25 protein-coding genes are annotated in these 25,944 nt (G+C 71.7%); 16 read left to right on the top strand and 9 right to left on the bottom strand.

Annotation, left to right across the window (positions count from 1 at the left end):
* Positions 1–12: 12 nt before the first annotated feature.
* Positions 13–360, top strand: a complete 348-nt coding sequence (locus JT1_RS04920; protein WP_439645739.1) for a primosomal protein — start codon at positions 13–15, stop codon at positions 358–360.
* Positions 361–382: 22 nt separating this feature from the next.
* Here the strand turns inward: JT1_RS04920 and JT1_RS04925 are convergent, their stop codons facing one another.
* Positions 383–1,411, bottom strand: a complete 1,029-nt coding sequence (locus JT1_RS04925) for a magnesium and cobalt transport protein CorA (protein WP_068324022.1) — start codon at positions 1,409–1,411, stop codon at positions 383–385.
* Between the two features lie 37 nt (positions 1,412–1,448).
* On the opposite strand from JT1_RS04925, the gene JT1_RS04930 reads away from it, so the two are divergent.
* From JT1_RS04930 to mshC, 4 genes are read left to right on the top strand one after another with little or no spacing between them, the layout of a single operon-like run.
* Complete coding sequence (locus JT1_RS04930; RefSeq protein WP_068324300.1) at positions 1,449–2,165, top strand: MSMEG_4193 family putative phosphomutase; 717 nt, start codon at positions 1,449–1,451, stop codon at positions 2,163–2,165.
* Positions 2,162–2,689: a DUF3090 domain-containing protein gene (locus JT1_RS04935; RefSeq protein ID WP_068324029.1), complete on the top strand. Its 528-nt coding sequence runs from the start codon at positions 2,162–2,164 to the stop codon at positions 2,687–2,689. The genes JT1_RS04930 and JT1_RS04935 overlap by 4 nt, the downstream gene beginning before the upstream one ends.
* 4 nt (positions 2,690–2,693) lie before the next feature.
* Entirely contained in the window at positions 2,694–3,482 is a 789-nt protein-coding gene (locus JT1_RS04940) for an SCO1664 family protein (protein ID WP_255218256.1), read from the top strand.
* A gap of 23 nt (positions 3,483–3,505) precedes the next feature.
* A complete protein-coding gene (mshC, locus tag JT1_RS04945; protein ID WP_068324042.1) occupies positions 3,506–4,747 on the top strand; it encodes a cysteine--1-D-myo-inosityl 2-amino-2-deoxy-alpha-D-glucopyranoside ligase in 1,242 nt (413 codons plus the stop codon).
* 62 nt (positions 4,748–4,809) lie between these two features.
* Here mshC and JT1_RS04950 read toward each other — a convergent pair whose 3' ends face one another.
* Together JT1_RS04950 and JT1_RS04955 are read right to left on the bottom strand one after the other, a co-directional pair.
* Positions 4,810–5,667: a PAC2 family protein gene (locus JT1_RS04950; protein ID WP_068324047.1), complete on the bottom strand. Its 858-nt coding sequence runs from the start codon at positions 5,665–5,667 to the stop codon at positions 4,810–4,812.
* 62 nt (positions 5,668–5,729) lie between these two features.
* On the bottom strand, positions 5,730–6,623 hold the full coding sequence (locus JT1_RS04955) for an SDR family oxidoreductase (protein WP_082807484.1): 894 nt from the start codon (positions 6,621–6,623) through the stop codon (positions 5,730–5,732).
* Between the two features lie 161 nt (positions 6,624–6,784).
* On the opposite strand from JT1_RS04955, the gene JT1_RS04960 reads away from it, so the two are divergent.
* Complete coding sequence (locus JT1_RS04960) at positions 6,785–7,510, top strand: HAD family hydrolase (RefSeq protein WP_068324054.1); 726 nt, start codon at positions 6,785–6,787, stop codon at positions 7,508–7,510.
* On the opposite strand, the gene JT1_RS04965 is transcribed toward JT1_RS04960, so the two are convergent.
* Both JT1_RS04965 and metH read right to left on the bottom strand, forming a co-directional pair.
* Positions 7,507–8,328, bottom strand: coding sequence for a RecB family exonuclease (locus JT1_RS04965; RefSeq protein ID WP_068324058.1), 822 nt, complete (start codon positions 8,326–8,328; stop codon positions 7,507–7,509). The genes JT1_RS04960 and JT1_RS04965 overlap by 4 nt on opposite strands.
* On the bottom strand, positions 8,325–11,975 hold the full coding sequence (metH, locus tag JT1_RS04970) for a methionine synthase (protein ID WP_169701866.1): 3,651 nt from the start codon (positions 11,973–11,975) through the stop codon (positions 8,325–8,327). Before metH ends, JT1_RS04965 begins: the two co-directional genes overlap by 4 nt.
* Positions 11,976–12,123: 148 nt before the next feature.
* On the opposite strand from metH, the gene JT1_RS04975 reads away from it, so the two are divergent.
* From JT1_RS04975 to arc, 3 genes are read left to right on the top strand one after another with little or no spacing between them, the layout of a single operon-like run.
* Positions 12,124–13,230 carry a site-2 protease family protein gene (locus tag JT1_RS04975; RefSeq protein WP_068324074.1) on the top strand — a complete coding sequence of 369 codons (1,107 nt, stop codon included), beginning with the start codon at positions 12,124–12,126 and terminating at the stop codon, positions 13,228–13,230.
* Positions 13,231–13,241: 11 nt separating this feature from the next.
* Positions 13,242–14,264 carry a tRNA (adenine-N1)-methyltransferase gene (locus JT1_RS04980; RefSeq protein ID WP_068324081.1) on the top strand — a complete coding sequence of 341 codons (1,023 nt, stop codon included), beginning with the start codon at positions 13,242–13,244 and terminating at the stop codon, positions 14,262–14,264.
* Between the two features lie 44 nt (positions 14,265–14,308).
* Positions 14,309–15,970 (top strand): proteasome ATPase, encoded by a 1,662-nt coding sequence (gene arc / locus JT1_RS04985; RefSeq protein WP_169701857.1) that lies wholly within the window; start codon positions 14,309–14,311, stop codon positions 15,968–15,970.
* Between the two features lie 38 nt (positions 15,971–16,008).
* Here arc and JT1_RS17710 read toward each other — a convergent pair whose 3' ends face one another.
* From JT1_RS17710 to JT1_RS05000, 3 genes are read right to left on the bottom strand one after another with little or no spacing between them, the layout of a single operon-like run.
* Positions 16,009–16,608, bottom strand: coding sequence for a DUF3054 domain-containing protein (locus JT1_RS17710; RefSeq protein WP_218005557.1), 600 nt, complete (start codon positions 16,606–16,608; stop codon positions 16,009–16,011).
* Entirely contained in the window at positions 16,601–17,605 is a 1,005-nt protein-coding gene (locus JT1_RS04995; protein ID WP_068324099.1) for an alpha/beta hydrolase, read from the bottom strand. Before JT1_RS04995 ends, JT1_RS17710 begins: the two co-directional genes overlap by 8 nt.
* Positions 17,602–18,558 carry an alpha/beta hydrolase gene (locus JT1_RS05000; protein WP_169701858.1) on the bottom strand — a complete coding sequence of 319 codons (957 nt, stop codon included), beginning with the start codon at positions 18,556–18,558 and terminating at the stop codon, positions 17,602–17,604. Before JT1_RS05000 ends, JT1_RS04995 begins: the two co-directional genes overlap by 4 nt.
* 50 nt (positions 18,559–18,608) lie before the next feature.
* Here JT1_RS05000 and dop point away from each other — a divergent pair, with 50 nt between their 5' ends.
* The 7 genes from dop to JT1_RS05035 all read left to right on the top strand — a co-directional run bounded on the left by dop (position 18,609) and on the right by JT1_RS05035 (position 24,761).
* Positions 18,609–20,105: a depupylase/deamidase Dop gene (dop, locus tag JT1_RS05005; RefSeq protein ID WP_068324120.1), complete on the top strand. Its 1,497-nt coding sequence runs from the start codon at positions 18,609–18,611 to the stop codon at positions 20,103–20,105.
* A 34-nt stretch (positions 20,106–20,139) separates the two neighbouring features.
* Positions 20,140–20,337, top strand: coding sequence for a ubiquitin-like protein Pup (locus JT1_RS05010; RefSeq protein ID WP_068324131.1), 198 nt, complete (start codon positions 20,140–20,142; stop codon positions 20,335–20,337).
* Positions 20,334–21,146 carry a proteasome subunit beta gene (prcB, locus tag JT1_RS05015; protein ID WP_068324143.1) on the top strand — a complete coding sequence of 271 codons (813 nt, stop codon included), beginning with the start codon at positions 20,334–20,336 and terminating at the stop codon, positions 21,144–21,146. The genes JT1_RS05010 and prcB overlap by 4 nt, the downstream gene beginning before the upstream one ends.
* Complete coding sequence (prcA, locus tag JT1_RS05020; RefSeq protein WP_068324146.1) at positions 21,143–21,829, top strand: proteasome subunit alpha; 687 nt, start codon at positions 21,143–21,145, stop codon at positions 21,827–21,829. Before prcB ends, prcA begins: the two co-directional genes overlap by 4 nt.
* A 9-nt stretch (positions 21,830–21,838) precedes the next feature.
* A complete protein-coding gene (gene pafA, locus JT1_RS05025) occupies positions 21,839–23,227 on the top strand; it encodes a Pup--protein ligase (protein ID WP_068324148.1) in 1,389 nt (462 codons plus the stop codon).
* An 87-nt stretch (positions 23,228–23,314) separates the two neighbouring features.
* On the top strand, positions 23,315–24,334 hold the full coding sequence (locus JT1_RS05030) for an FKBP-type peptidyl-prolyl cis-trans isomerase (RefSeq protein ID WP_068324151.1): 1,020 nt from the start codon (positions 23,315–23,317) through the stop codon (positions 24,332–24,334).
* A 40-nt stretch (positions 24,335–24,374) separates the two neighbouring features.
* The gene (locus tag JT1_RS05035) at positions 24,375–24,761 is read left to right on the top strand and encodes an FKBP-type peptidyl-prolyl cis-trans isomerase (protein WP_068324154.1); all 387 of its coding nucleotides are present in this window, start codon (positions 24,375–24,377) and stop codon (positions 24,759–24,761) included.
* A 70-nt stretch (positions 24,762–24,831) separates the two neighbouring features.
* Here the strand turns inward: JT1_RS05035 and JT1_RS05040 are convergent, their stop codons facing one another.
* On the bottom strand, positions 24,832–25,935 hold the full coding sequence (locus JT1_RS05040; RefSeq protein ID WP_068324157.1) for a DUF3866 family protein: 1,104 nt from the start codon (positions 25,933–25,935) through the stop codon (positions 24,832–24,834).
* Between the last annotated feature and the right edge of the window lie 9 nt (positions 25,936–25,944).

Genomic DNA, 25,944 nt, shown 5'->3' on the forward strand with positions numbered 1-25,944 from the left:
ACCGTCATGCCCATGAGCGACCCGCGCCCCGCACTGAACCAGCTGATCGCCGCCTTCGAGCGTCACCTCGAGGCCTCGGCCCAGCGCCGTGGCGAGGATGACCCCACCGTCGTCGCCGCCTACGAGGACCTCGCCGACGCCTTCGAGGCCTACGACGACGCCCTCCACGACGCGACGGGGGAGATGACGCCCCTCGTGGTCGTCGACGAGCAGTTCATGGTCGACGAGGACGACGAGGACGACGAGGATGACGACTCGGACGACGACTCGTCGGATGACGACTACGACGACGACGAGGACGAGCAGTCCTACTCGGGCCTGGACGGCGAGGACTACGACGCGGAGGACTCGCGCCGCTGAGCGGAGCCGCGCCGCGGCCGGGTCAGAGCCAGCCGGAGCGGCGGAAGAGCCGGTACAGCCCGACGCACACGAGCACCATGACCAGCACGGCGATCGGGTAGCCGTAGTGGATCTCCCGGCCGCCGATGAGCGCGGTCGCCGAGAGCTCGGGCATGCCCTCGAAGTTCATGCCGTACACGCCGGCGATCATCGTGGGGAAGGCGAGCATCGCAGCCCACGCGGAGATCTTGCGCATGTCCTGGTTCTGCTGCACGCCGACCTGCGCCAGGTGGGCGCTCAGCACGTCCGACAGCAGCCGGTCCTGGGACTCGGTGTTGTCGATGACGAGCGACAGGTGGTCGTTGACGTCACGGAAACGCAGCCGCAGCTCCTCGGTGGGCAGGGGCGTGGTGGCGCCGACGAGGTGCGAAAGGGGTCGCGCCAGGGGCAGGGCCGCCCGCTTGAACTCGAGCACCTCGCGCTTGAGCCCGTAGATCTCCTCCGTCGACACCCGGCCGTCGTCGGGTGAGAAGACCCCCGTCTCGATGTCGTCGAGGTCGGTCTGGATCTCGTCCTCGATCTCGAGGTACTGGTCGACGACGAAGTCGATGATCGCGTGGAAGACGCCCCACGGGCCGTGCCGCAAGGACTCCCGGTCGTGCTGCTCGAGACGGGTGCGCAGCCCGGCGAGGGGGCTGGCCTCGCCGCGTCGGATCGTCACGATGTAGTCGGGCCCGATGAAGACCATGATCTCCCCGGACTCGACGTCGGAGGTCTCCTCGATGTATCGCAGGGGCCGCAGCACGACGAAGTGCCCGTCGCCGTAGCGCTCGACCTTGGGCCGCTGGTCGCCCGTCACCGAGTCCTCGATGGCGAGCGGGTGGAGGCCGAGCTCCTCGGAGACCCGCGCGAAGCTCTCGCTCGAGGGGTCCCGCATGCCGATCCACAGGAAGTCCTCGTCCTCGCCGGCCACGAGGCCGCCCCGACGGGAGCGGATCTCGGCGAGGGTGTCGCTGATGTCCTCGCAGGGCAGGCGCTGCCCGTCGCGGTACCGGGCCTGGTCGACGATCACCGCAGCATCTTGTCAGGCGAGGCCTAGGGTGGGGGCCGTGGCGTACTGCATCCTCATCCGGCACGGGCGCTCGACCGCCAACACCCAGGGGGTCCTCGCGGGGTGGACCGAGGGCGTCGCCCTCGACGAGACGGGCCGGGAGCAGGCCGAGCGGCTGGTGACGCGCTTGGGGGAGACCCCCGTCGTCCACTTGGCGACCAGCCCGCTGCAACGCTGCCGCGAGACCGCGGACCCGCTGCTCGCCGCCCACGGACTCACCGCGCAGGTCCACGAGGGCCTCGGCGAGTGCCGGTACGGCTCGTGGACCGGCCGCGCGCTCAAGGACCTCGTGGTCGAGCCGCTGTGGCGGGTCGTGCAGGACCGCCCGAGCGAGGCCACCTTCCCCGACGGCGAGACCCACGCCGGCGAGTCGATCGCTGCGATGGCCGCACGCGCGGTCGCGGCGGTGCGGGAGATCGACGCGGCGGTGACGGCCGAGCACGGCGAGCACGCCGTGTGGGCCGCGGTGAGCCACGGTGACGTCATCAAGGCGATCCTCGCCGAGGCCGTCGCGACTCCCCTCGACGACTTCCAGCGCCTGCACGTCGACCCGGCGTCCATCTCCGTCGTCCGGTACACGTCGACGCGGCCGATGCTGCTGCGCAGCAACGACACCGGCAGCTCCGTACTGACCCCGCCGCGGCCGAAGGGGGACACCCCGGCGAGCGGGGACGCGGCGGTCGGGGGCGGAGCGGGACTAGGGTCGACGTCATGACCGTCGTCGACTTCGACCCCCCGGAGCGCTTCGTGCTGGGCACCGTGGGCCCGCCCGGGCAGCGCGCCTTCTTCCTCCAGGCCAGCGACAGCACGCGCCGTCTGCAGATCTCCCTCGAGAAGCTGCACGCGCAGATCCTCGCCGAGCGCATCGGAGAGCTGCTCGATCAGGTCGCGGGTCTCGAGGCCACGGTCGCGGCCGCCGCGGAGGCGGCGGACAACGCCCCCCTGGACACCCCGATCTCGGAGGACTTCCGGGTGAGCGCGTTGGCGCTGTCCTGGGACGAGGAGCGTCACGTCGTCGTCATCGAGGCGCACGACCACGATCCCGACGAGCCGGAGGACGAGGGCCCGACGGGGGAGCGGAAGTCGATGCGCGTCTCCCTCCCGCCGGCGCAGGCACGGGCCTTCGCCCGTCGCTGCGAGACGATCGTGCGGGCCGGCCGCCCCTCCTGCCCCTTCTGCGGCGGTCCGCTCGACCCGGACGGCCACATCTGCCCCCGAGCCAATGGCTACAAGCGCTGACGAGGTGACGTCGCCCCCTTCGCTCGGTGACGGGGAGCTCGTCGTCCTCGGTCGGCACCCGCTGGCCAGCAATGTCGTGCTCGTCGCCGAGGTCCGTGCCCCCGGCGTCGCCCCGGTCACCGTCGCCTACAAACCCGTCGACGGCGAGCGCGAGCTGTGGGACTTCCCCGACGGCACCCTGGCCGCCCGCGAGGTGGCGGCCTGGCACATCGACGACCTCGGTGGTTTCGGGCTCGTGCCGGAGACGGTCTGGCGGGACGGGCCCGTCGGGCCGGGCTCGGTGCAGCGGTGGATCGGCGAGGCGAGCAGCCTGTGCCCGAGCCCCGTCACGGTCACGCCACCTGATGACGTCCCCGCCGGGCACCTCGTGGTCGTGGAGGGCGAGGACGCAGGGGGAGCCCCCCTCGTGCTCTCCCACCCCGACGACCCCCGGCTGCGGTCCATGGCCGTGCTCGACGCCGTGCTCAACAACTCCGACCGCAAGGGCGGCCACATCCTCGAGCACGACGGACGGCTGTGGGGCATCGACCACGGCGTCGGGCTGCACGCCGACCCCAAGCTGCGGACCGTGCTGTGGGGCTGGGCCGGCGAGCCCATCCCGGCGGCGGACGTCGAGCGGCTGCACCGGCTGACGGAGGCCCTCGACGAGCCGGAGGTGAGGGCCGAGCTCGGCCTGCTGCTCACCCCGCTCGAGGTGGACGCCCTGCGCGAGCGGGTCGAGGACCTGCTCGCCACCGGCACCCACCCGGGGCCGACCCACGGCTGGCCCTCGATCCCGTGGCCGCCGCTGTGACGGGCACCTCGTAGGCTGTCCGCGTGAGAGCCTGGCCGACCCCTTCCCTGCCCGTTGTCCCCGGTGAGCCCATCGCCCTTCGTCTGTACGACGTCGCCAGGGAGGCCGTGGCACCGGTCGAGCCCGAGGGTCCCGCGCGGGTCTACGTCTGCGGTGTCACCCCGTACGACACGACGCACATGGGCCACGCCGCGACCTACGTGACCTTCGACCTCGTCGGGCGCGCGCTGCGTGACGGTGGCCGCGAGGTGGTCTACGTGCAGAACGTCACGGACGTCGACGACCCGCTCTTCGAGCGCGCGGCCCGCGACGGCCTCGACTGGCGCGAGCTCGGGCAGGCGCAGATCGCGCTCTTCCTCGAGGACATGACCGCGCTCGGGGTCATCCCGCCGGACCACTTCATGGGTGTCATGGAGTCGATGCCGACGATCATCGCCTCGGTGCAGGCCCTCGTGGAGCGCGGCGTGACCTACGAGGTCGTCGAGGACGGGGCGCGTGACACCTACCTCGACCTCGCGGCGGCCGGTGGGCTCGGCGAGCTCAGCCACCTCGACCGCGACACGATGCTCGCCTACTCGGCCGAGCGCGGGGGCGACCCCCAGCGGCCCGGCAAGCGCGACCCCCTCGACCCCTTGCTGTGGCGCGGGGAGCGCGACGGCGAGCCGGCCTGGGAGGCAGGCGGTCTCGGCCGCGGACGCCCGGGCTGGCACATCGAGTGCACGGCCATCGCCATGGAGCACCTCGGTGACCACTTGGACGTGCAGGGTGGGGGCACTGACCTCGTCTTCCCTCACCACGAGATGTCCGTGGTGCAGGCCGAGGCGCTCACGGGGGAGCGGCCCTTCGCCCGGCACACCGCGCACCAGGCGATGGTCGCCTACGACGGCGAGAAGATGAGCAAGTCCAAGGGCAACCTCGTGCGCGTCTCGACGCTGCGCACCGAGGGCGTCGACCCGATGGCGATCCGGCTCGTCCTGCTCGACCACCACTACCGCGGCGAGTGGGAGTGGACCGACGAGGTGCTGACGGCCGGCCAGGAGCGGCTCGACCTGTGGCGCTCGGGGATGTCCACCGACGGTGGGCCCGACGCGGACGCGACGATCGCCGCCGTGCGTGCGGCCCTGGCCGACGACCTCGACGCGCCCACCGCGCTGCGGGCCGTCGACGCGTGGTGCCGCGAGTCCCTGGCCGCCGAGGGCACGGTGCGCGCGGCCCCCGGCGAGCTCGCGCGTGCGGTCGACGCGCTCCTGGGCATCCGGCTGTAGCCGGCTCGAGGTGGTACCGACCGTCTACCCGGTCGGTACCACCTCGACCCGAGCGAAGGGGGTCAGCTCGGCCCGTTGGTCTCGTCGCCGCGGCGGCGCAGGTAGCGCTCGAACTCCTTGGCGATCGCGTCCCCGCTCGCCTCCGGCAGCTCGCTGGTGTCCTGGGCGCTCTCGAGCGCGGAGACGTACTCGGCGACCTCCTCGTCGGTGCTCGCCAGCTCGTCGACCCCGCGCTCCCACGCGCGGGACTCCTCCTCGAGGTCGCCGTGCTCGATGACGGTGTCGAGCAGGTCCTCGAGCTGGATGAGCAGCGCGAGCGAGGCCTTGGGGCAGGGCACCTGGGCGGCGTAGTGCGGCACCGCCGCCCAGACGGCGACGGAGACCATCTCGGCCTGGGTCGCGCCGTCGGCCACGACGCCGGTGATGCCGGTCGGCCCCTCGTAGCGCGAGGGCTCGAGCTCGTAGGTGTAGGCGGTGGCCTCGTCGTCCGTCGAGCACGTGATGGGGATGGGGCGGGTGTGGGCGACGTCCGCGAGGAGGGCACCGAGCGTGATGACCGTGCCCACGCCGTTGGCCGCGGCGAGGTCGAGGATCTCGGTGGTGAAGGCCCGCCAGCGGAAGGAGGGCTCGATGCCGGTGACGAGCAGGACGTCGCGGCCGAGGCTGTCGGGGGAGGCGAGCAGGATCCGCGTGGTGTTCCAGTGGATGCCTCGGCCCATGCCCTGGTTGGTCACGCGCGGGCGCGTGACCTGGAAGTCGTAGTAGTCCTCCGGGTCGATGGCCGCGACCGTCTCGGCGTCCCAGATGTCCGCGAGGTGCTCGATGACACGGGAGGCGGCCTCGCCCGCGTCGTTCCAGCCCTCGAAGGCACAGATCATCACCGGGTCGTGCAGCTCGGGCAGGTCCTCGATCTCGATCACATCGGTCAGCCTACGTCGGCCCCAGCGAGGGCTGGTGGGCACCGAGGCGAAGGGGGAGCGCCTCACCCCGCGGTCCTCGCCTGCTCCCGGATCCAGTCGCTGGCCGAGCGCGGCGTGATGCCCCGCTCGCGGAGCGGGCCGTCGTCCCACGTCACCGGCAGGAGGTCCTGCATCAACCCGGTGCCGAGGATCGTCGCCATCGCGGGGCTGGGACGGTCCAGCAGTCGCATGCCGAGGCGTGCCACGGCGCGCGGCATCCGCTGGACCTTCATCTTCTTCCCGGTCGCCTGCTCGGCGATGGCGATCGCCTCGTTGCGGCTGATCGCCTCGGGCCCTCCGAAGGTGATGGTGTCCGGCGGATCCACCTCCACGGCGACGGCCGCCACGAGGGCTGCGACGTCGTCCGTGGCGACCCACCGGCGTTTGGTGTCACCCTTCCCGAACACGGACACCTTGCCGTCATGGATGTCGAAGCGCCCGATGGGCGCAAGGTGGATGTCCTGGAATGCATCCGGCCTCACGACGACCCGCCGTATCGGGGAGCGGGCGAGCCGCCTCTCGGTGGCGGTCTTCGCGCGCTCCAGAGGCGTGCCCAGGTCCGCGTCCGCACCGGCGTACGAGACGTAGACGAACCTCTCGACGCCAGCGTTCTCTGCGGCCTCGACCAGCGACGCCATCCCGAGCTCGTCCGCTTCGTGGATGCTGGGATGCTTGCTGCCCGCGAGCACCCTGGCGATGGCGGTGGCCGACGCCACCACGGTGTGCACCCCCTCGCACGCCACCGCGAGGCTCGCGGGATCGGCGAGGTCCCCGCGGACGACGTCGGCGCCCCACTCACGAAGTCGCGGCGCCTCGGTGCCCGGACGGACCAGGCACCGGACCGGATGGTCACCCTCACGCAGCCGCTGGACGACGCGGCTCCCCAGCTCTCCTGACGCACCAACCACGAGGATCATCGCCGAACTCCCTTCGAGCCGGGCACCGGGTAGAGGTCCGACCTTCCATCATCCTCGGGCACCCGCCGGAGGGCAACGGTGGCAGGTCAGGCAGGCACGAACCGGCCACCGCATACTGGGTGCGGATGGTCGCAAGCCGCTGTGAGGAGAACATCCTGAACATGTCCGATTCGACACTCCCGTCAGGCCAGCAGGCCGGCGGCCCGCCACGCACCCCGACGGCCGTCCTGTGGGACATGGACGGCACCCTCGTCGACACCGAGCCCTACTGGATGCTCGCCGAGCACGAGCTCGTCGAGGAGTTCGGCGGGACGTGGACCCACGAGCTGGGGCTGCAGCTCGTCGGCAACCCGCTGCTCGTGTCCGCGCAGTTCATCCTCGACAACTCGCCGGTCGACCTGCCGGCCGAGGAGGTCGTGCTGCGCCTGCAGTCGCGCGTCGTCGACCAGATCGCGGCGGCGGTGCCGTGGCGACCCGGCGCGCGAGAGCTGCTCGCCGCCTGTCGTGCGGAGGGCGTGCCCTGCGCCCTGGTGACGATGTCCTGGACCGACCTCGCGCGAGCCGTCGTCGACGCGACCGAGCCGGGGTCCTTCGCGGTGGTGGTGACGGGCGACCTGGTGACGCACGGCAAGCCGCACCCGGAGCCCTACGAGAGGGCCCTGCGCGAGCTCGGGGTCGAGGCCGCCGGCTGCGTGGCCCTCGAGGACTCGCCGACCGGCGTCCGCTCGGCGGTCGCCGCCGGCGTCTCCACGCTCGCCATCCCGCACCACGTCGAGATCCCCGAGATCCCGGGGGCCGTGCCGGTGCCGGGACTGGCCGGGGTCACCCCCTTCGACCTGCTGCCGCTCGCGCGCCTCGCGACGCCGGCCGAACCCGCATTCCCCTAGGGCAATGCAGTCTCCGGGGTGATGATCTCGATCGTCTCGGGCAGCTCGGGTGGGGTGCCCCCGAAGGCGGGGCAGAGGGGCTTGAAGTCGCACCACCCGCACAGCCGGGACGGGTTGGGCCGGAAGTCCCGGGCGGCGACGGCCTGCTCGATCGCGCCCCACACGGCACGGACGTTGCGCTCGAGCGCGAGGAGGTCGGCCTCGTCCGGGACGTACCGGATGATCGTGCCGTCCTTGAGGTAGACCAGCTGCAGCAGGTCGGGGACCCGCCCGGTGCGGCGCCAGAGCACCAGGCCGTAGAACTTCATCTGGAAGAGGGCCTTGCCCTCGAAGCCCGGCCCCGGCGTGCGGCCCGTCTTGTAGTCGACGACCCGCACTTGGCCGGTGGGCGCGATGTCGACCCGGTCGATGATGCCGCGCAGCACCAGGCCCTCGACCTCGGTCTCGACCTTGACCTCACGTTGAGCAGGCTCGAGCCTCGATGGGTCCTCGAGGGTGAACCATCGGTCGACGAGCTGCTCGGCCGCGGCGAACCACGCCTCCTCGGTGAGCGTCGCGTCGTCCGCCAGCATGTCGGCGAGCTCCGGCCGCTCGTCGACGAGAGCCGCCCAGCGGCCGGGGACGAGCGCACGCGCCGCCTCGGGGGTGCGCTCGGCCGCCGGCAGCTCGAAGATCTCCTCGAGCACGGCGTGCACGAGCGTCCCGCGTGCCGCTGCCGGCGAGGGAGCCTCGTCGAGGCGGTCGATCGTGCGGAAGCGGAACTTCAGCGGGCACTGCTTGAAGTCGGCCGCTCGCGACGGGGAGAGCGCCGCCCTCACTCGGTGGAGTAGCCGAGGTTGGGTCCGAGCCAGCGCTCGGCCTCGCGCATCGTCCAGCCCTTGCGCTCGGCGTAGTCCTCGACCTGGTCCTTGCCGAGGCGACCCACGACGAAGTACTGGCTGTCCGGGTGGCCGAGGTACCAGCCGGACACGGCAGCCCCCGGCCACATCGCCATGCCCTCGGTGAGCTCGATGCCGATCTCGTCGACGTCGAGGAGCGACCACAGCGTCTTCTTCTCGGTGTGGTCGGGGCATGCCGGGTAGCCCGGTGCCGGGCGGATGCCGTCGTAGGTCTCCTTGATGAGCTCCTTGTTGTCGAGGGACTCGTCCGGTGCGTACCCCCAGAACTCGGTGCGCACCCGCTCGTGCAGCCGCTCGGCGAAGGCCTCGGCGAAGCGGTCGGCCAGCGCCTCCAGCAGGATCGCGTTGTAGTCGTCGTGGTCGGCCTTGAACTCGGCGATCTTCTCCTGGGCGCCGATGCCACCGGTGACGGCGAAGGCGCCCATCCAGTCCTTGATGCCGGTCTCCTTGGGGGCGACGAAGTCGGCGAGGCTGCGGTTGGGCACACCGGCGCGGTGCTTGCCCTGCTGGCGGAGCATGTGCAGGGTGTGGGCGACCTCGGAGCGCGACTCGTCGGTGTAGATCTCGATGTCGTCGCCGACGGAGTTGGCGGGGAAGAGGCCCATGACGCCCTTCGCCGTGAGCCACTTCTCCTCGATGATCCGGTCCAGCATCACCTGGGCCTCGTCGTAGAGCTTGCGCGCGACCTCACCCGTGGCCGGGTTGTTGAGGATGTCGGGGAAGGAGCCCTTGAGCTCCCAGGCGTTGAAGAAGGGCTGCCAGTCGAAGTACTCGCGCAGCTCGGCGAGGTCGTAGTCCTCGAAGACGAGCCGCGTCGGGGTGATCCCGGCGAGGTGGGGCTGCTCGGCGCCCCAGTCGATCGGGGTGCGCGCGGCGGCCGCCTCCTCGTAGGTGAGCATCGGCCGGTCATCGCGCTTGGCGGCGTGCCGGCGCCGCAGCGCCTCGTAGTCGGCGGCGACCTCGTCGAGCAGCTTGGTCTTGCCGGTGGCGCTCAGCAGCTGGCTGACGACCGGCACGGAGCGCGACGCGTCCTTGACCCAGATGACCGGCCCCTCGTACTGCTGGTCGACCTTGACGGCGGTGTGCGCGCGCGAGGTCGTCGCCCCGCCGAGCAGCAGCGGGATGTCGAAGCCCTGCCGCTGCATCTCGGAGGCCACCCCGACCATCTCGTCGAGCGAGGGCGTGATGAGCCCGGACAGGCCGATGACGTCGGCGTCGTGCTCCTTGGCCGTCTCGAGGATCTTCTGCGTCGGGACCATGACGCCGAGGTCGATGACGTCGTAGTTGTTGCACTGCAGGACCACGCCGACGATGTTCTTGCCGATGTCGTGCACGTCGCCCTTGACGGTGGCCATGACGATCAGGCCCTTGGACCGGGACTGGTCGCCGGGCTGCTTCGACGCCTCGATGTAGGGGATGAGGTGCGCGACGGCCTTCTTCATGACGCGTGCGGACTTCACGACCTGCGGGAGGAACATCTTGCCCTCGCCGAAGAGGTCGCCCACGACCCCCATCCCGTCCATGAGGGGACCCTCGATGACCTCCAGCGGCTGGCCACCCGCGGCCTCGATCTCCTGGCGCAGCGCCTCGGTGTCCTCGACGACCCAGGTGTCGATCCCCTTGACGAGGGAGTGCGTGATGCGTTCGCGAAGGGGGAACCCGCGCCACTCCTGCGTGGCCTCCTCGACCTTCTCGCCGTTGCCGCGGTGCTGCTCGGCGATCTCGAGCAGGCGTTCGGTGGAGTCCGGGTGCCGGTTGAGCACGACGTCCTCGATCCGCTCGCGCAGGTCGGCGTCGAGGGTGTCGTAGGGGACCAGGGCGCCGGCGTTGACGATGCCCATGTCCATGCCCGCGTTGATGGCGTGGTACAGGAAGACCGAGTGGATCGCCTCGCGGACCGGGTTGTTGCCGCGGAAGCTGAAGGAGACGTTGGAGACTCCGCCCGAGACGAGGACGTGCGGCAGGTTGTCCTTGATCCAGCGGGTCGCCTCGATGAAGTCGGTGCCGTAGGCGGCGTGCTCCTCGATCCCCGTCGCCAGGGCGAAGATGTTGGGGTCGAAGACGATGTCCTCGGCCGGGTAGCCGACCTCCTCGGTGAGGATCGTGTAGGCCCGCTGCGCGATCTCCTTGCGGCGCTCGAGGTTGTCGGCCTGGCCCTCCTCGTCGAAGCCCATGACGACGATCGCCGCGCCGTACTTGCGGCACAGGCGGGCCTGCTCGACGAAGGGCTCGACGCCCTCCTTCATCGAGATCGAGTTGACGATCGGCTTGCCCTGGGTGCGCTTCAGGCCGGTCTCGATGACCTCCCACTTGCTGGAGTCGATCATCAGCGGGACCCGCGAGATGTCCGGCTCGGAGCCGACGAGGTTGACGAAGGTGCCCATGGCGGCGACGCCGTCGAGCATGCCCTCGTCCATGTTGATGTCGATGACCTGCGCGCCGCTCTCCACCTGCTGGGCGGCGACCGCCAGCGCGGCCGGGTAGTCGTCGGCCTCGATGAGCTTGCGGAACCTCGCCGAGCCCGTGACGTTGGTCCGCTCGCCGACGTTGACGAAGAGCGAGTCACCAGTGACATTGAAGGGCTCCAGGCCGGAGAGGCGCAGGGCCGGCTCGACCTCGACCGGGACGTGCGGGGAGGCGGCGGCCGCCCCCTTCGCGATCGCCGCGATGTGCTCCGGGGTGGAGCCGCAGCACCCACCGAGCAGGTTGACCAGGCCCGACGTCGCGAACTCCGCGACGAGCGAGGCCATGTACTCGGGGTCCTGGTCGTACTCGCCGAAGGCGTTGGGCAGGCCGGCGTTGGGGTACGCGGAGATGAAGGTGTCGGCGACCCGGCCCATCTCGGCGACGTACTGCCGCAGCTCCTCCGCGCCGAGCGCGCAGTTGAGGCCGACGGCCAGTGGGCGGGCGTGGCGCACGGAGTTCCAGAAGGCCTCGGTCGTCTGCCCGGTGAGGGTGCGTCCGGAGGCGTCGGTGATCGTGCCGGAGACGATGACCGGCCAGCGCCGGCCGTGCTGCTCGAAGAGCGTCTCGAGGGCGAAGATCGCGGCCTTGGCGTTCAGCGTGTCGAAGATCGTCTCGATGATGAGCACGTCGACGCCACCCTCGACGAGGCCCTCGGCCTGCTCGAGGTAGGCGGCGACGAGCTCGTCGAAGGTGACATTGCGCTTGCCCGGGTCGTTGACGTCGGGGGAGATGGACGCGGTCCGGTTGGTCGGGCCGAGCGCGCCCATGACCCACCGCGGCCGCGAGGGGTCCTTGGCCATGTACTCGTCGGCGGCGGTGCGGGCGAGACGGGCCGCCTCGACGTTCATCTCCCGGGCGAGGTCCTCCATGCCGTAGTCGGCCATGGAGATGCGCTGGGCGTTGAAGGTGTTGGTCTCGATGAGGTCCGCGCCGGCCTCGAGGTACTCGCGGTGCAGGTCGGTGATCAGCTCCGGCTGGGTCAGGACGAGCAGGTCGTTGTTGCCCCTGAGGTCGCTGCCCCAGTCGGCAAAGCGCTCCCCGCGGAACTCCTCCTCCGACAGCCCCTGCCGCTGGATCATCGTCCCCATCGCCCCGTCCATGATGAGGACGCGCTCGCGGAGCGCTTCTTCGAGGACGGGGGTGGCGTCGGGGCGGATGGCGGTGTCGGTCACCAGATGATCCTGTCGCAGAGGGCGTGGTGGACAACTGCCATTATCACCATCCGGTCCGCTCGCCTAGGGTCTGGGCATGGCCGAGACACCGCAGGACCACCCCAGGGGCATCCGCCTGGCCACGATCTCGTCGGTCCCGGTCTACCTCGGCTGGTCCTGGCTGCTCATGGGCGCGCTCGTCGTCTTCCTCGTGGGCCCGTCGACCGCGCGGACCTACGGCGCCGTGACCGGGTACTCCGTCGCGGTCGTCTACGCCCTCGCCCTGCTGGCGAGCGTCCTCGTCCACGAGGCGGCCCACGCGGTCACCGCCCGGTCCTTCGGCCACACGGTGCACCGGGTGGTGGCGGACCTCTGGGGCGGGCACACCGCCTTCGAGGCGTCGCGGGCGACGCCGATGACGGCGGCGGCCATCGCCGTGGTCGGGCCGTTGAGCAACGCGGTCGTCGCCGTCGTCTGCTTCGGCGTCTCGGCCGCGCTGGGCTCGGGGCTGACGGCCAGCGTCATCGGCGGCATCGCCTTCGTCAACGGCGCGCTCGCGGTGCTCAACATGCTGCCCGGACTGCCGCTCGACGGCGGCCAGGTCGTCGAGGCCGTCGTGTGGGGGGTCACCAAGGACCAGGGGCGCGCCCGGGTCGTCGCGGGCTACCTGGGCCGCGGGCTCGTCATCGCCGTCGTCGTGGCGGTCGTCGGCGTCCCCCTGGTGCGCGGCCAGTCCCCGGACCTCACGACGATCCTGTGGACCGCGCTCGTCGCCTCCTTCCTCTGGTCGGGAGCGACCCAGGCGATCGGCCACGGCCGCGCCCTCGGCGTCGTCGGCGGGCTCGACGTGCCCGCGCTCCTCGAGCCGGTCGCGGCCATCGCGGCCGAGCGCCCGGTCGGCGAGCTGTCCTCCCTTCGCGCCCTGCCCGTCGTCGTCGACGCGCACGGCGCCCCGGTCGGCCTCATCGACCACGACGCACTGCGGGCCGTCCCCCCGGGTGCGATCGACTCCACGCCCGTCTCCGCGGTCACCACCCGGGGCCCCGACGGCTGGGCGGTGGACCTGACCCCCGGCCGGGAGGCGATGGAGCTCGTCACGGCCTTCCAGGAGTCGCGCTCGCGGGTCGTCGCGGTGAGCGAAGGGGGAGTCCTGCGGGGTGTCGTCCGGGTCGAGCGGGTCAACGCGGCCCTCGCGCGCAACTAGACTCGCGCACCATGACCGCCACCGGATCCGCCTACCGCCGCGGCCCCTTCCGTGAGGGGGACCGGGTGCAGCTCACCGACCCCAAGGGCCGGATGCACACGATCACCCTGACCCCGGGCAAGCAGTTCCACACCCACCGGGGGCACGTCAAGCACGACGACCTCATCGGCTCGCCCGACGGCTCCACGATCACCAACACCGCCGGGACCGAGTACCTGGCCCTGCGGCCGCTGCTGTCCGACTACGTCATGTCGATGCCCCGTGGTGCGGCGGTCGTCTACCCCAAGGACGCCGGCCAGATCGTGACGATGGCCGACGTCTTCCCGGGCGCGACCGTCGTCGAGGCCGGGGTGGGCTCCGGCGCCCTGTCGATGTCGCTGCTGCGCGCGGTGGGGGAGAGCGGCGCGCTCCACTCCTTCGAGCGCCGCGCGGACTTCGCGGAGATCGCCAGGGCGAACGCTCGCGCCTTCTTCGGCGAGGACCACCCGGCCTGGACCGTCACCGTCGGTGACCTCGTCGAGTCGCTGCCCGACGCGGTCGAGCCCGGCACCGTCGACCGGGTCGTCCTGGACATGCTCGCCCCGTGGGAGTGCCTCGAGGTCGTCGCCGAGGCGCTCGCGCCCGGCGGCGTGCTCATCTGCTACGTCGCCACGGCCACCCAGCTGAGCAAGGTCGCCGAGGCCATGCGTGACTTCGGGACCTTCACCGAGCCGGAGGCGTGGGAGTCGCTCGTGCGCGGATGGCACCTCGAGGGCCTCGCCGTGCGCCCGCAGCACCGCATGCACGGCCACACCGGGTTCCTCATCACGACCCGCCGCCTGGCCCCCGGCGTCACCCCTCCGATGCGCAAGCGCCGTCCCGGCAAGGGCTACGCCGCGCAGGAGGACGGCGGCGAGGCGGACGCCCCGCAGGTCGAGCCGCAGCCCGGCGCGGAGGACGCCGAGTGGACCCCCGAGGCCCTCGGTGAGCGCGTCGCGTCGGAGAAGAAGATGCGCAAGCTCGCCCGAGGCGTGGTCCCCCCTTCGCCACGCTGAGCCGGAAGGGGGAGACTGGGGGAGAGCCGAAGGGAGCACTGCCGATGACCACCGAACCCAGCCCCCAGGATGCACGCGCCCTGCAAAACAAGCTGACCCAGCAGAAGTCGCAGATGGCGAGCGTCGCCTCGCAGAACGAGCGCCTCGTGCGCACCCTCAAGGACGCGCGCCAGCAGATCGTCACGCTCCGTGAGGAGATCGAGCGCCTGGCCCAGCCCCCTTCGTCGTACGCGGTGATCGTCGACGTCCACGCGGAGGACAGCACGGTCGACGTGCTCTCCGGCGGCCGCAAGATGCACGTCGCCGTCTCCCCGGCGGTCGAGGCGGCCGAGCTCGGTGTCGGCCGCGAGGTGCGCCTCAACGAGGCGATGAACGTCGTGTCCGTGCACGCGGAGGACGTCGCCGGCGAGGTGGTCGTCGTCAAGGAGGTCCTCGACGAGGACCGGCTGCTCGTGCTCATGCGCCAGGACGAGGAGCGCGTCGTGCGTCGCGGCTCGCGGGTGACCGGCAAGCAGGTGCGCGTCGGTGACGCCGTGCTCGTCGACCAGCGCAGCAACATCGCGGTCGAGCGGATCCCGCGGGCCGAGGTCGCCGACCTCGTGCTCGAGGAGGTCCCGGACCTCGGCTACGACGACATCGGGGGCCTCAGCGCGCAGATCGAGGCGATCCGCGACAGCGTCGAGCTGCCCTACCTGCACGCGGAGCTCTACGAGCGCCACAAGCTCAAGGCGCCGAAGGGGGTCCTGCTCTACGGCCCTCCCGGCAACGGCAAGACGATGATCGCCAAGGCGGTCGCGGCGTCGTTGGCGCGCAAGGTCGCCGAGCGCACCGGTCAGGAGAGTGCCACCGCGTACTTCCTCAACATCAAGGGACCGGAGCTGCTCAACAAGTACGTCGGCGAGACCGAGCGGCACATCCGGCTGATCTTCCACCGCGCCCGCGAGAAGTCGAGCGACGGCACGCCGGTCGTCGTCTTCTTCGACGAGATGGACAGCCTCTTCCGCACCCGCGGCTCGGGCGTCTCCTCCGACGTGGAGACGACGATCGTGCCTCAGCTGCTTGCGGAGATCGACGGCGTCGAGGGCCTGGACAACGTCATCGTCATCGGGGCGACCAACCGTGAGGACATGATCGACCCGGCCATCCTGCGCCCCGGACGCCTCGACGTGAAGATCAAGATCGAGCGCCCCGACGCCGAGGGTGCGCGCGACATCTTCAGCAAGTACCTGACGCCCGACCTGCCGCTGCACCCCGAGGACCTCGAGGAGCACGACGGTGACGCGCAGGCCACCGTCGACGGCATGATCGAGGCCGTCGTCGAGCGGATGTACGCGGAGTCGGCGGAGAACCAGTTCCTCGAGGTCACCTACCAGGGTGGCGACAAGGAGGTCCTCTACTTCAAGGACTTCAACTCCGGGGCGATGATCCAGAACATCGTCGACCGGGCGAAGAAGGCGGCGATCAAGGACTTCCTCGGCACGCAGGTCGAGGGCCTGCGCGTCGGGCATCTCCTCGACGCATGCATCGCCGAGTTCAAGGAGAACGAGGACCTGCCCAACACGACCAACCCGGACGACTGGGCGAAGATCTCGGGCAAGAAGGGCGAGCGGATCGTCTACATCCGCACGCTCATCGGCGGCAAGACCGGCGCTGCCGAGCCGGGGCGCTCGATCGACACGGGCTCGCGGACCGGCCAGTATCTCTGAGCCGAGCGGGCCGCAGGTCGCTCACCCGATGAGGTGGCTCAGTCGCCCTCGGGGGAGCGTGGCTGCCGGATGCCGAGCTCGTCGACGACACGGTCCCGCTCGGACGGCGGCACGACGCCACGGCCGTGGGTCTCGTCGCGCGGGCCGCTCAGCCGCTCCAGGTCGAGCGGGTCGCCGACGCGGGTGTGCTCGACCGGGACCCGTCCTCGCCCCCCGGAGCGGCGCAGGGGCCGGGGACCGGGGTCGGGACGACGGCGGTCGATCGCCCACAGCACCGCCCGCCAGCCGAGCAGGGTCACGCCGAGGAAGAGCGTCGCCACGACGACGAAGGGCAGGGCCGTGCCCTGACCCGCCATGTCCCGCAGGGCCATGCCCCCGAAGACCGTCGAGACCCACACCGGGAGCCCGTGCCAGAGCCGCGTCGGCCATGCGCGGCTCGTGAGCAGCACGACGGTCCAGCCAATCGCGAGGCCCCCTAGGAAGGGCCAGGCCGTGTCCCACCAACCCGCCGGTTCCAGCGGCTCGTCGTGAGTGCGCCGCCCGACGAGGGTGAAGACGGCGACGACGAGCAGGTCGAGCCCGGCGGCGAGGGCGGCGCGCCGGCCGGGTTCGCCCAGGGGCTCGTCGCGGTCACGCACCCAAGGCACCCCCCACGAGGTGCCGACGGATCTCGGTGACCAGCTCGTGCCGGCTCTGAGCGCCCGCCCGGGCCACCCCGGGGAAGCTCGCGAAGCCGTGCGGCAGACCTAGGTAGTTGGTCAGCCGCACCTCCACGCCTGCCTCGCGCAGGGCCTGCGCGTAGCGCAGCCCGTCGTCACGGATCGGGTCGAGGTCCGCGGTCTGCACGAGTGCCGGCGCGACCCCGCTGACGTCACCGAAGAGCGGCGAGACGACCGGGTCCTGGTGCCCCACGGCGTCGTCCGCGTCCCCGATGTAGTGGGCGCGGAAGGCGAGGACCTTGGCCTCGGTGAGGATCGCGCCCTCCGAGTGCTCCCGGATCGACGGGGAGGCCATCGTCAGGTCCGTGGCCGGGTAGATCAGTGCCTGGTGGCGGATCACCGGCTCGCCGTCGGCGGTGCGCAGGTCGCGCAGCTCCTGCGCGACGACCGCGCTGAGGTTGCCCCCGGCGGAGTCGCCGCACAGCCCGATCCGGTCGCGGTCGATGCCGTGATCACCCACCTCGTGGAGCCAGCGGACGACGTCGATCGCGTCGTGCGCGGCGACCGGCGCGCGGTGCTCGGGCGCCATCCGGTAGTCGACGCTCACGACGACGATCCCGAGCTCGGCGGCCAGGTGCGTGCACAGCGGGTCGTACATCCTCGTCGAGCCCTGGACCCACCCGCCACCGTGGAGGAAGACGAGGACGGGGGAGGCCCCCTTCGTCCCCGCGGGTGTGTACCAGCGAAGGGGGATGCTCGCCCCGTCGCGGACCGGCGCGCTGCCGTCGTCGACGGCGACGGACGGGTCGACGCGACCGGTGATCCAGGAGAACGGCGGCCGCGTGGGGTACACCTTGGCGCGGGCCGCCTCGATGTCCGCCTGGGAGGCGTCGACGATCGAGACCCGGGCGACGTTGTCGAGGAAGGTCGTCAGGGCCGCGACGAGCGGCGGGAGGCCGGGGTAGGGGCGCTTCACGGGGTCTCCTCGTGCAGGTGGTGGCGGATCTCGGCGACCAGCTCCTCGAGCGCCGGGTGGGCGGCGGGCGCGAACCCCGGGAAGGTGATGAACCCGTGCGGCGCACCGCGGTAGGTCGTGTGGCGCACCTCGACGCCGGCGGCGGCGAGCGCCTGCGCGTACGCCGCACCGTCGGGACGAAGGGGGTCGTGCTCGGCCGTCTGGACGAGCGCCGGGGGCAAGCCGGCCAGGTCGCCGAGGGCGGGGGAGATGAGCGGGTCGCGGTCGTCGCCCTCCTCGCCGAGGTAGAGCCCGCGGAAGGAGCGCGCCATCGCGGGCGTCAGCAGGACGTAGCGCCGGTCCAGCTCCTGGAGCGCCTCCTCCTCTCGGTCGGTGAGGTCGGGTGCGGGGTAGACCAGGGCCTGGTGGCGCAGGCCGGTGACGCCCTCGTCCCGCAGCTGCTGGGCGACGGCCGCGGCGAGGTTGCCGCCGGCGGAGTCCCCGGTGACGCCGACCGCGTCGCGGCGGGCGCCGATCTCGGCCGCGTGGTCGAGGGCCCAGTGGGTCGCGTCGAGGCAGTCGTGGATCGCGAGCGGCGCCCGGTGCTCGGGTGCCATGCGGTAGGCCACCGTGACGACCACGACGCGGGCGCGGTCAGCGACCGCCGTGCACCACGGGTCGTAGACCCCGATGTTGCCCAGGACGAACCCGCCGCCGTGGAAGTGCAGGAGCAGCGGCAGCGGGCCGTCCGCGTCGTCGGGCCGGTGGACCCGGATCTCCAGCTCGTACCCGTCGCGCGCGGTGATCCGGCGGGACGTCGACGTCACCCCGGGGGTGGGCCGGCCGAGCACCCACGTGTAGGGCGCGCGCATCGGCACGCTGGCGCGCATCCGGGCCAGGTGGGCCGGTGTCATCTGGTCGGCGGTCACGGCGGAGCGGGTCAGCCGGTCGAGGAACCGCGTCCGCCAAGGCATCCACGTCTTCGTCACGAGGCCATTCCAGCACGTCGGCCTAGGGTGAGGTCATGAGCGTGCGGCGGGTCATGGGTATCGAGACGGAGTACGGGATCGCGGTGCCCGGGCAGCCGTGGGCCAACCCGATGGCGGCATCCGGGGACGTGGTGACGACCTACGCGCGGGCGCACGGCCTGCGCGCCGGGCACGGGGCGTGGGACTACAGCGACGAGCACCCGCTCGTGGACGCGCGCGGCTTCGAGATGCCGCGCGCCCGCGCCGACATCTCCCAGCTCACCGACGCCGAGGACCCGACCCTGGCCAACGTCGTCCTCGTCAACGGCGCGCGCCTGTACGTCGACCACGCCCACCCGGAGTACTCCTCTCCCGAGGTGACCTCCCCGCGCGACGCGCTCGTGTGGGACCGGGCCGGCGAGCTCGTCATGTGCGAGGTCGTCGAGCGGCTGGCCGACCGCGAGCCGGGGATCAACCTCTACAAGAACAACACCGACGGCAAGGGCGCCTCCTACGGCACCCACGAGAACTACCTCGTGGCGCGCGCGACCCCCTTCGACCGGATCGTCTCGGGGCTCACCCCCTTCTTCGTGGCGCGACAGGTGATGTGCGGCGCCGGCCGCGTCGGCATCGGCCAGGAGAGCGAGCGGTCGGGCTACCAGATCGCCTCCCGCAGCGACTTCTTCGAGGCCGCGGTGGGTCTCGAGACGACCTTCAAGCGACCGATCATCAACACCCGCGACGAGCCGCACGCCGACCCCGACACGTGGCGCCGGCTGCACGTGATCATCGGCGACGCCAACCAGGCCGACGTCGCGGGCCTCGTCAAGCTCGGGTCCACCTCGCTCGTGCTGCGCCTCATCGAGGCCGGCGAGATCGGGGGTGACCTCGAGGTCCTCCACCCCGTCGAGTCCCTCAAGGTGATCTCCCACGACCCGACCTGCCGGGCGACGGTGCGGCTGCGCGACGGGCGCGAGCTGACCGCCGTGCAGATCCTCGGCGAGTACCTCGAGCGGGCCAGGGGATTCGTCGAGCGCGAAGGGAGCGACCCTTCCACCGACGAGGTCCTCGCGCACTGGGAGCGACTCCTCGGGCTGCTCGGCGGCGACCCGATGGACGCCGCGGCCGACATCGACTGGGTCGCCAAGCTCGCTCTCCTGCAGCGCTACCGGGACCGCGACGGGCTCGCGTGGGACGACCACCGGCTGCGGGCCATCGACATCCAGTGGTCCGACGTGCGCCCGGCCAAGGGCCTGCACCACCGGCTCGAGGCCGCCGGCCGGATCACCCGGCTGACGACGGACGCGGAGGTCGCGGCGGCGGTGACCACGCCGCCGGCCGACACGCGGGCCTGGCTGCGCGGCCGGGTCGTCGAGGAGTTCGGCGACCGGGTCGTCTCGGCGTCGTGGGACTCGCTCGTCGTGCGCCTGCCGCGGGCCGGGCGGGTCGCCCGGATCTCCCTCCTCGACCCGCTGGCCCACGGCCGCGGCGACACGGAGTCGCTCGTCTCCGCCGGCGACATCGACGACCTCGTGGCCGCCCTCGGGGCATAGGCTCGGGACACGACCCGTCAGCGAAGGAGCAACGATGGCCCAGGAGCAGATCCGACCCCAGTCCACCGGTGGCGGCGATGGCGCCGAGCCCGAGGACGGCTTCGGCCAGGTGGGCGCGACCAACGCCGCGCGTGACGAGGACATCGACTCGGTGCTCGACGAGATCGACGGGGTGCTCGAGACCAACGCCGAGGAGTTCGTCAAGGGCTTCGTGCAGAAGGGCGGCCAGTGAGCCGCGAGTCGTCCGACGGGCGGCTGCCCGCGGCCTTCCTGGCCGCGGGCGGCTCGTCCTTCACCGACTTCGTGGCGCAGCACGACCCGCACCTGCTGCCCGGTCGTCGGCCGCTCCACCCCGGCGCCGTCGAGGCGCCCCACGCCACGACGATCGTGACGCTCACCTGGTCGGGCGGGCTCGTCATGGCGGGGGACCGGCGGGCGACCCTCGGCAGCCTCATCGCCAACCGTGACATGCACAAGGTCTTCGCCGCCGACGAGTACTCGCTCGTCGGCATCGCCGGCACGGCGGGCGTGGCCATCGAGATGGTCCGTCTCTTCCAGGTCGAGCTCGAGCACTACGAAAAGGTCGAGGGCGTCGTCATGTCGCTCGAGGGCAAGGCCAACCGGCTCGCCGCCATGCTGCGCGGCAACCTCGGGCTGGCCATGCAGGGCCTGGCCGTCGTGCCCTCCTTCGGTGGCTACGACCTCGCGGTCGGCCGCGGCCGGATCTTCTCCTTCGACGTGACCGGCGGGTGCTACGAGGAGCAGGAGCACCACAGCGTGGGCTCCGGCTCGCTCTTCGCGCGCGGCGCGCTCAAGAAGCTCTGGAGCCCGGGTCTCGACCGGTCGGCGGCCGTGCGCGTCGCGGTCGAGGCCCTGTACGACGCCGCCGACGACGACTCGGCGACCGGCGGGCCCGACGTGCATCGGCGCATCTGGCCGATGGTCGGCGTCGTCGACGACAACGGCGTCCGCTTCGTCGAGGACGCCGAGTGCGCCGGCGTCGTCGCGGCGATCCTCACGGATCGTGGAGGTGCTCGATGACCCAACCACCCTTCTACGTCTCGCCCGAGCAGGTCATGGCCGACCGGGCCGACTTCGCCCGCGCGGGCATCGCCCGGGGGCGCTCGGTGGTCGTCCTCGCCTACGACGAGGGGATCCTCTTCGTCGCCGACAACCCGAGCAACCGCTCGCTGCACAAGGTGGGTGAGGTCTACGACCGCATCGGCTTCGCCGCGGTCGGCAAGTACAACGAGTTCGAGAACCTCCGGGTGGCCGGCATCCGCTACGCCGACCTGCGCGGCTACTCCTACGACCGCTCCGACGTGACCGCCCGGGCGCTGGCCAACGCCTATGCCCAGACGCTCGGCACGGTCTTCACCCAGGACCAGAAGCCCTACGAGGTCGAGATCGTCGTCGCCGAGGTCGGGCACGACGCGGCGGAGGACCGCATCTACCGGCTCACCTACGACGGGTCCGTCACCGACGAGCGCGGTCACGTCGTGATCGGCGGCGCGAGCGAGCGGCTCAACGCGCGGCTCGACGAGGGATGGCGGCCGGGGATGGCGCTCGCGGAGGCCTTCCGGCTGGCGGTCGACGTCCTGGCCGATGCCGACGAAGGGGAGGACACCCCCTTCGACGTCCACGCGGACGCGCTCGAGATCGCCGTGCTCGAGCGTTCCCGCCCGCGCCGGTGCTTCCGGCGGATCACCGCACCCGACGGATAGCCTCGGACCGTGGAGCGACGCATCTTCGGGATCGAGACCGAGTTCGGCATCACCGCCGTGTCCGGTGGCCAGCGACGGCTGACGCCGGACGAGGTGGCGCGCTACCTCTTCCGCAAGGTCGTGACCTGGGGCCGCTCGAGCAATGTCTTCCTGCCCAACGGTTCTCGTCTCTACCTCGACGTCGGGAGCCACCCGGAGTACGCGACCGCGGAGTGCGACGACCTGCTGACGCTCATCGCGCACGACCGGGCGGGGGAGCGGATCGTGCAGGACCTCGTCGTCGACGCCCAGGAGCGGCTGCGCGAGGACGGGGTGGCCGGCGAGATCTACGTCTTCAAGAACAACGTCGACTCGGCGGGCAACTCCTACGGCTGCCACGAGAACTTCCTCGTGGCGCGGACCTCGAACTTCGCCGCGGTGACCGACGGTCTGCTGCCCTTCCTCATCACCCGGCAGCTCATCGCCGGTACCGGCAAGATCATGGCCTCCACGCGCGGCGCGCAGTTCTCCGTCAGCCAGCGCGCGGACCACATCTGGGAGGGCGTCTCGTCCGCGACGACCCGCTCCCGGCCGATCATCAACACCCGGGACGAGCCGCACGCCGACGCCGAGTACTACCGGCGGATGCACGTCATCGTCGGTGACTCGACGATGACGGAGACGACGACGCTGCTCAAGGTCGGCGCGGCCCACCTCGTGCTGCGCATGCTCGAGGACGGCGTGGCGCTGCCCGACCTGGCCCTCGACAACCCGATCCGCGCGATCCGCGACATCAGCCTGGACATGACCGGGCGCACGCTGGTCAAGCTCGCCGACGGCCGTCGGATGAGCGGCCTGGAGATCCAGCGCGAGTACCTCGAGCGGGCGGTGGCCCACGCCGACCGCGAGGGGATCGACGATGCGGTGAGCACGCGCGTGCTCGACCTCTGGGAGCGCACGCTCACCGCGATCGAGACCGACGACCTCGCCTCGGTCGGCACCGAGATCGACTGGATCATCAAGTACCGCCTGCTCGACGCCTACGCGGCCAGGCACGGGCTGTCGCTGGGGGACCCGCGCCTGGCCCAGCTCGACCTCGCCTACCACGACATCAACCCCGACCGGGGCGTCCACCACCTGCTGCAGCGCTCCGGCAAGGTGGCGCGGGTCGTCACCGACGAGGACATCGCGGCGGCCGTGGACACCCCACCCCAGACGACGCGCGCGAAGCTGCGCGGCGACTTCGTGCGCACGGCCCGGGCCCACTCGCGGGACGTGACGGTCGACTGGGTGCACCTGAAGATCAACGACGAGGCGCAGCGCACCGTGCTGTGCAAGGACCCCTTCCGCGCGGTGGACGAGCGGGTCGACAAGCTCATCGAGGTCCTCTCCTCGCGCCCGACGCCGACCGGACCCTGAGCCACCCCCGCCGGTCGAGTCAGGCATCGTCCAGACTCGGTGGTTAGGCTGCCCGGGAACGTTTTCCCCGAGCATCGAGGTTGATCCGTGCCGAAGGCCGCCCGCCTGACCACTGCCATCGCGACGTCCACCGCGGCCCTGCTGGCCCTGAGCGCCTGTGGTGGGGACTCCGGCGGGGACGCGACGAGCGACTCCTCGACGTCCGCGTCGGCCTCGGAGACCGCCGCCGCGCCCAGCCCCGAGGACCTCAAGAAGGTCGACGACATCGCGGTCACCGCGGCGAAGGGCAAGAAGGGCCCGTCGATCGAGCTCGAGAAGAAGCCGCTGTCGGTCAGCGAGACGACGTCGAAGGTCATCAAGGAGGGCTCCGGCGACACGCTCGCCGACGACGCCTTCGTCGAGGTGGACCTCGCGATGTTCTCCGGCAAGACCGGCAAGATGATCGAGGGCTCGGAGACCTACACGAGCGACCCGATCGTGCTCGACCTCGGCAACAAGGGCGCCCTGCCGGGTCTCGTGAAGTCGATCAAGGGCCAGAAGATCGGTACCCACGGCGTCTCCGTCATGCCGCCCAAGGACCTCTTCGGCGACGAGGGGATGCCGCAGTACGGCGTCGACGGCAAGGACAACCTCGTCCTCGTCTACGACGTGCGCGACGAGATGCCGACGAAGGCGGAGGGCAAGGAGGTCGAGCCGCAGGCCGGCCTGCCCACCGTGAAGTGGAAGGCCGACGCCCCGGCCGACATCAGCATCCCGAAGGACGCGAAGAAGCCGACCAAGCTCGTCACCGAGAAGCTCGTCGAGGGCACGGGCGAGACGGTGAAGAAGGGCGACACCGTCTACGTCAGCTACACCGGCGTCACCTGGGATGACGGCAAGGTCTTCGACAGCTCGATGAAGGACGGCCGCGGGCCCTTCTCCTTCCCGGTCGGCCAGCAGGCCGTCATCCCCGGCTGGGACAAGGCCGTCGAGGGCGCCAAGGTCGGAGACCGCCTCCTCGTCGTCGTCCCGCCGAAGGAGGGCTACGGCAAGCAGGGCACGCCCGACGGCTCCATCAAGCCCGACGCCACCCTGGTCTTCACCGTCGACATCCTCGGCGCCCCCTGATCCACCGACCCGTACGCCACCCCCACCCAAGGAGACGCACATGCCGTTCGACCCCAGCACCACCAAGCCCGAGATCGACTTCCCGGAGGGCGCCGCGCCCACCGAGCTGGTCGTCGAGGACATCACCGTCGGTGACGGCGCCGAGGTGACCGCCGGGTCGCCCATCCAGGCCCACTACGTCGGTGTCGCCCACTCCACCGGCGAGGAGTTCGACGCCTCGTGGAACCGTGGCGCCCCGCTCGCGTTCACCGCGGGCATCGGCCAGGTCATCCAGGGCTGGGACCAGGGCCTGCTCGGCATGAAGGAGGGTGGTCGTCGCAAGATCACCATCCCGCCGCACCTCGGCTACGGCGACCGTGGCGCCGGCGCGGCCATCAAGGGCGGCGAGACCCTGATCTTCGTCGTCGACCTCGTCCAGGTCGGCTGACCTCCCCTTCGCCCGTACGCACCTGAAGCCGCATTGCCCTAGGGGAATGCGGCTTCAGGTGTGCATTGCCCTAGGGCAATGCAGCGAGGTGGGCCGCATGGCGGCCGGCCAGAGCTGCGGTGAGGAAGGGCGTCACGTCCTCCGCCGCGGCCCTGCCCATGCTCACCAGCGGCACGGGGGAGACCACGAGGTCCTCGGCGACACCGGTGGTCGGGAGCGTGATGACACGCGGGGAGCCCGCGGCCGTCGCGACGGCGGCGTCGACCTGCTCGCGCACCTGCGGCCAGGGCGTCTCGGTGGACTCGGGCAGGACGACGTCGGCCGCCCCGAGGAGCGCGCGCGAGAGGACCGTCGCCGTGTGGTGCGACAGCCCCCGGTGCCGCGCCCGTGGGTCGCTGCCGGAGACGCGCGGTACCGCGATGCCGTGCCCGCGCAGGACGTGGACGGCGTTGAGCACGTCACCGGAGGACAGCCCGGACCAGCCCCACGTCGTCGACGACCCGGCATTGCCCGGACCCTGCGCCACGACGGCCACGTCGCAGCCGAGCACGTGGCGGGCGGCGAGCAGCGCGGAGTGCACGGTGATCGCCTCGTGCTCGGCGCCGAAGGCCTGACCCGCCGAGATCGTCGTGGCGAGCCAGCCGGCGTCGACGAGCCGGGCGACGCTGTCGGACAGGGCGAAGGGGAGGGCCGCCGAGTCGGTCATGACGTATGCGACGCGCGCCCCCGGCGCCGCGGCCCGGATCCCGGCGAGCACCGCGGGGAGGGCGGAGTGCAGCTCGGCGACGACCACCGGCATCCCCTGCAGGTCGCCGTCGGCGATCGCCGGGTGGTCGCGCATCGCCTCGTGGTGCGGCGACTCCTGCTCCTCGAGCGCGAGGACCATGTCCTGCAGCGGCGTGTAGCGGGCCTTGACGATGTGCCCGGGCGCGTCGTCGGGATCGGCGGGCGGGCGGGTGGCGTCGGCGACGACGAGGGCGAGACCGCCGGTGCCGAGGCCGCGGCGCAGGGCCGACACGTTGAGCAGGACCGTGTCGCCGACCTCGGGGGTCCCGACGAGCCCGGTGAGGGCGAGCGCGGGGGTGTCGCTCCCGTCGACCTCCACGCGCAGGCCGGCCGCCCCGGGGCGGGAGCCGGTGACCTCGCGGACGGTGCCGCTGCGCCAGTGGATCATGTGCGGCAG

Origin of the sequence: Janibacter terrae NBRC 107853, assembly GCF_001591405.1 — a bacterium.
GTDB classification, from domain to species: domain Bacteria; phylum Actinomycetota; class Actinomycetes; order Actinomycetales; family Dermatophilaceae; genus Janibacter; species Janibacter terrae.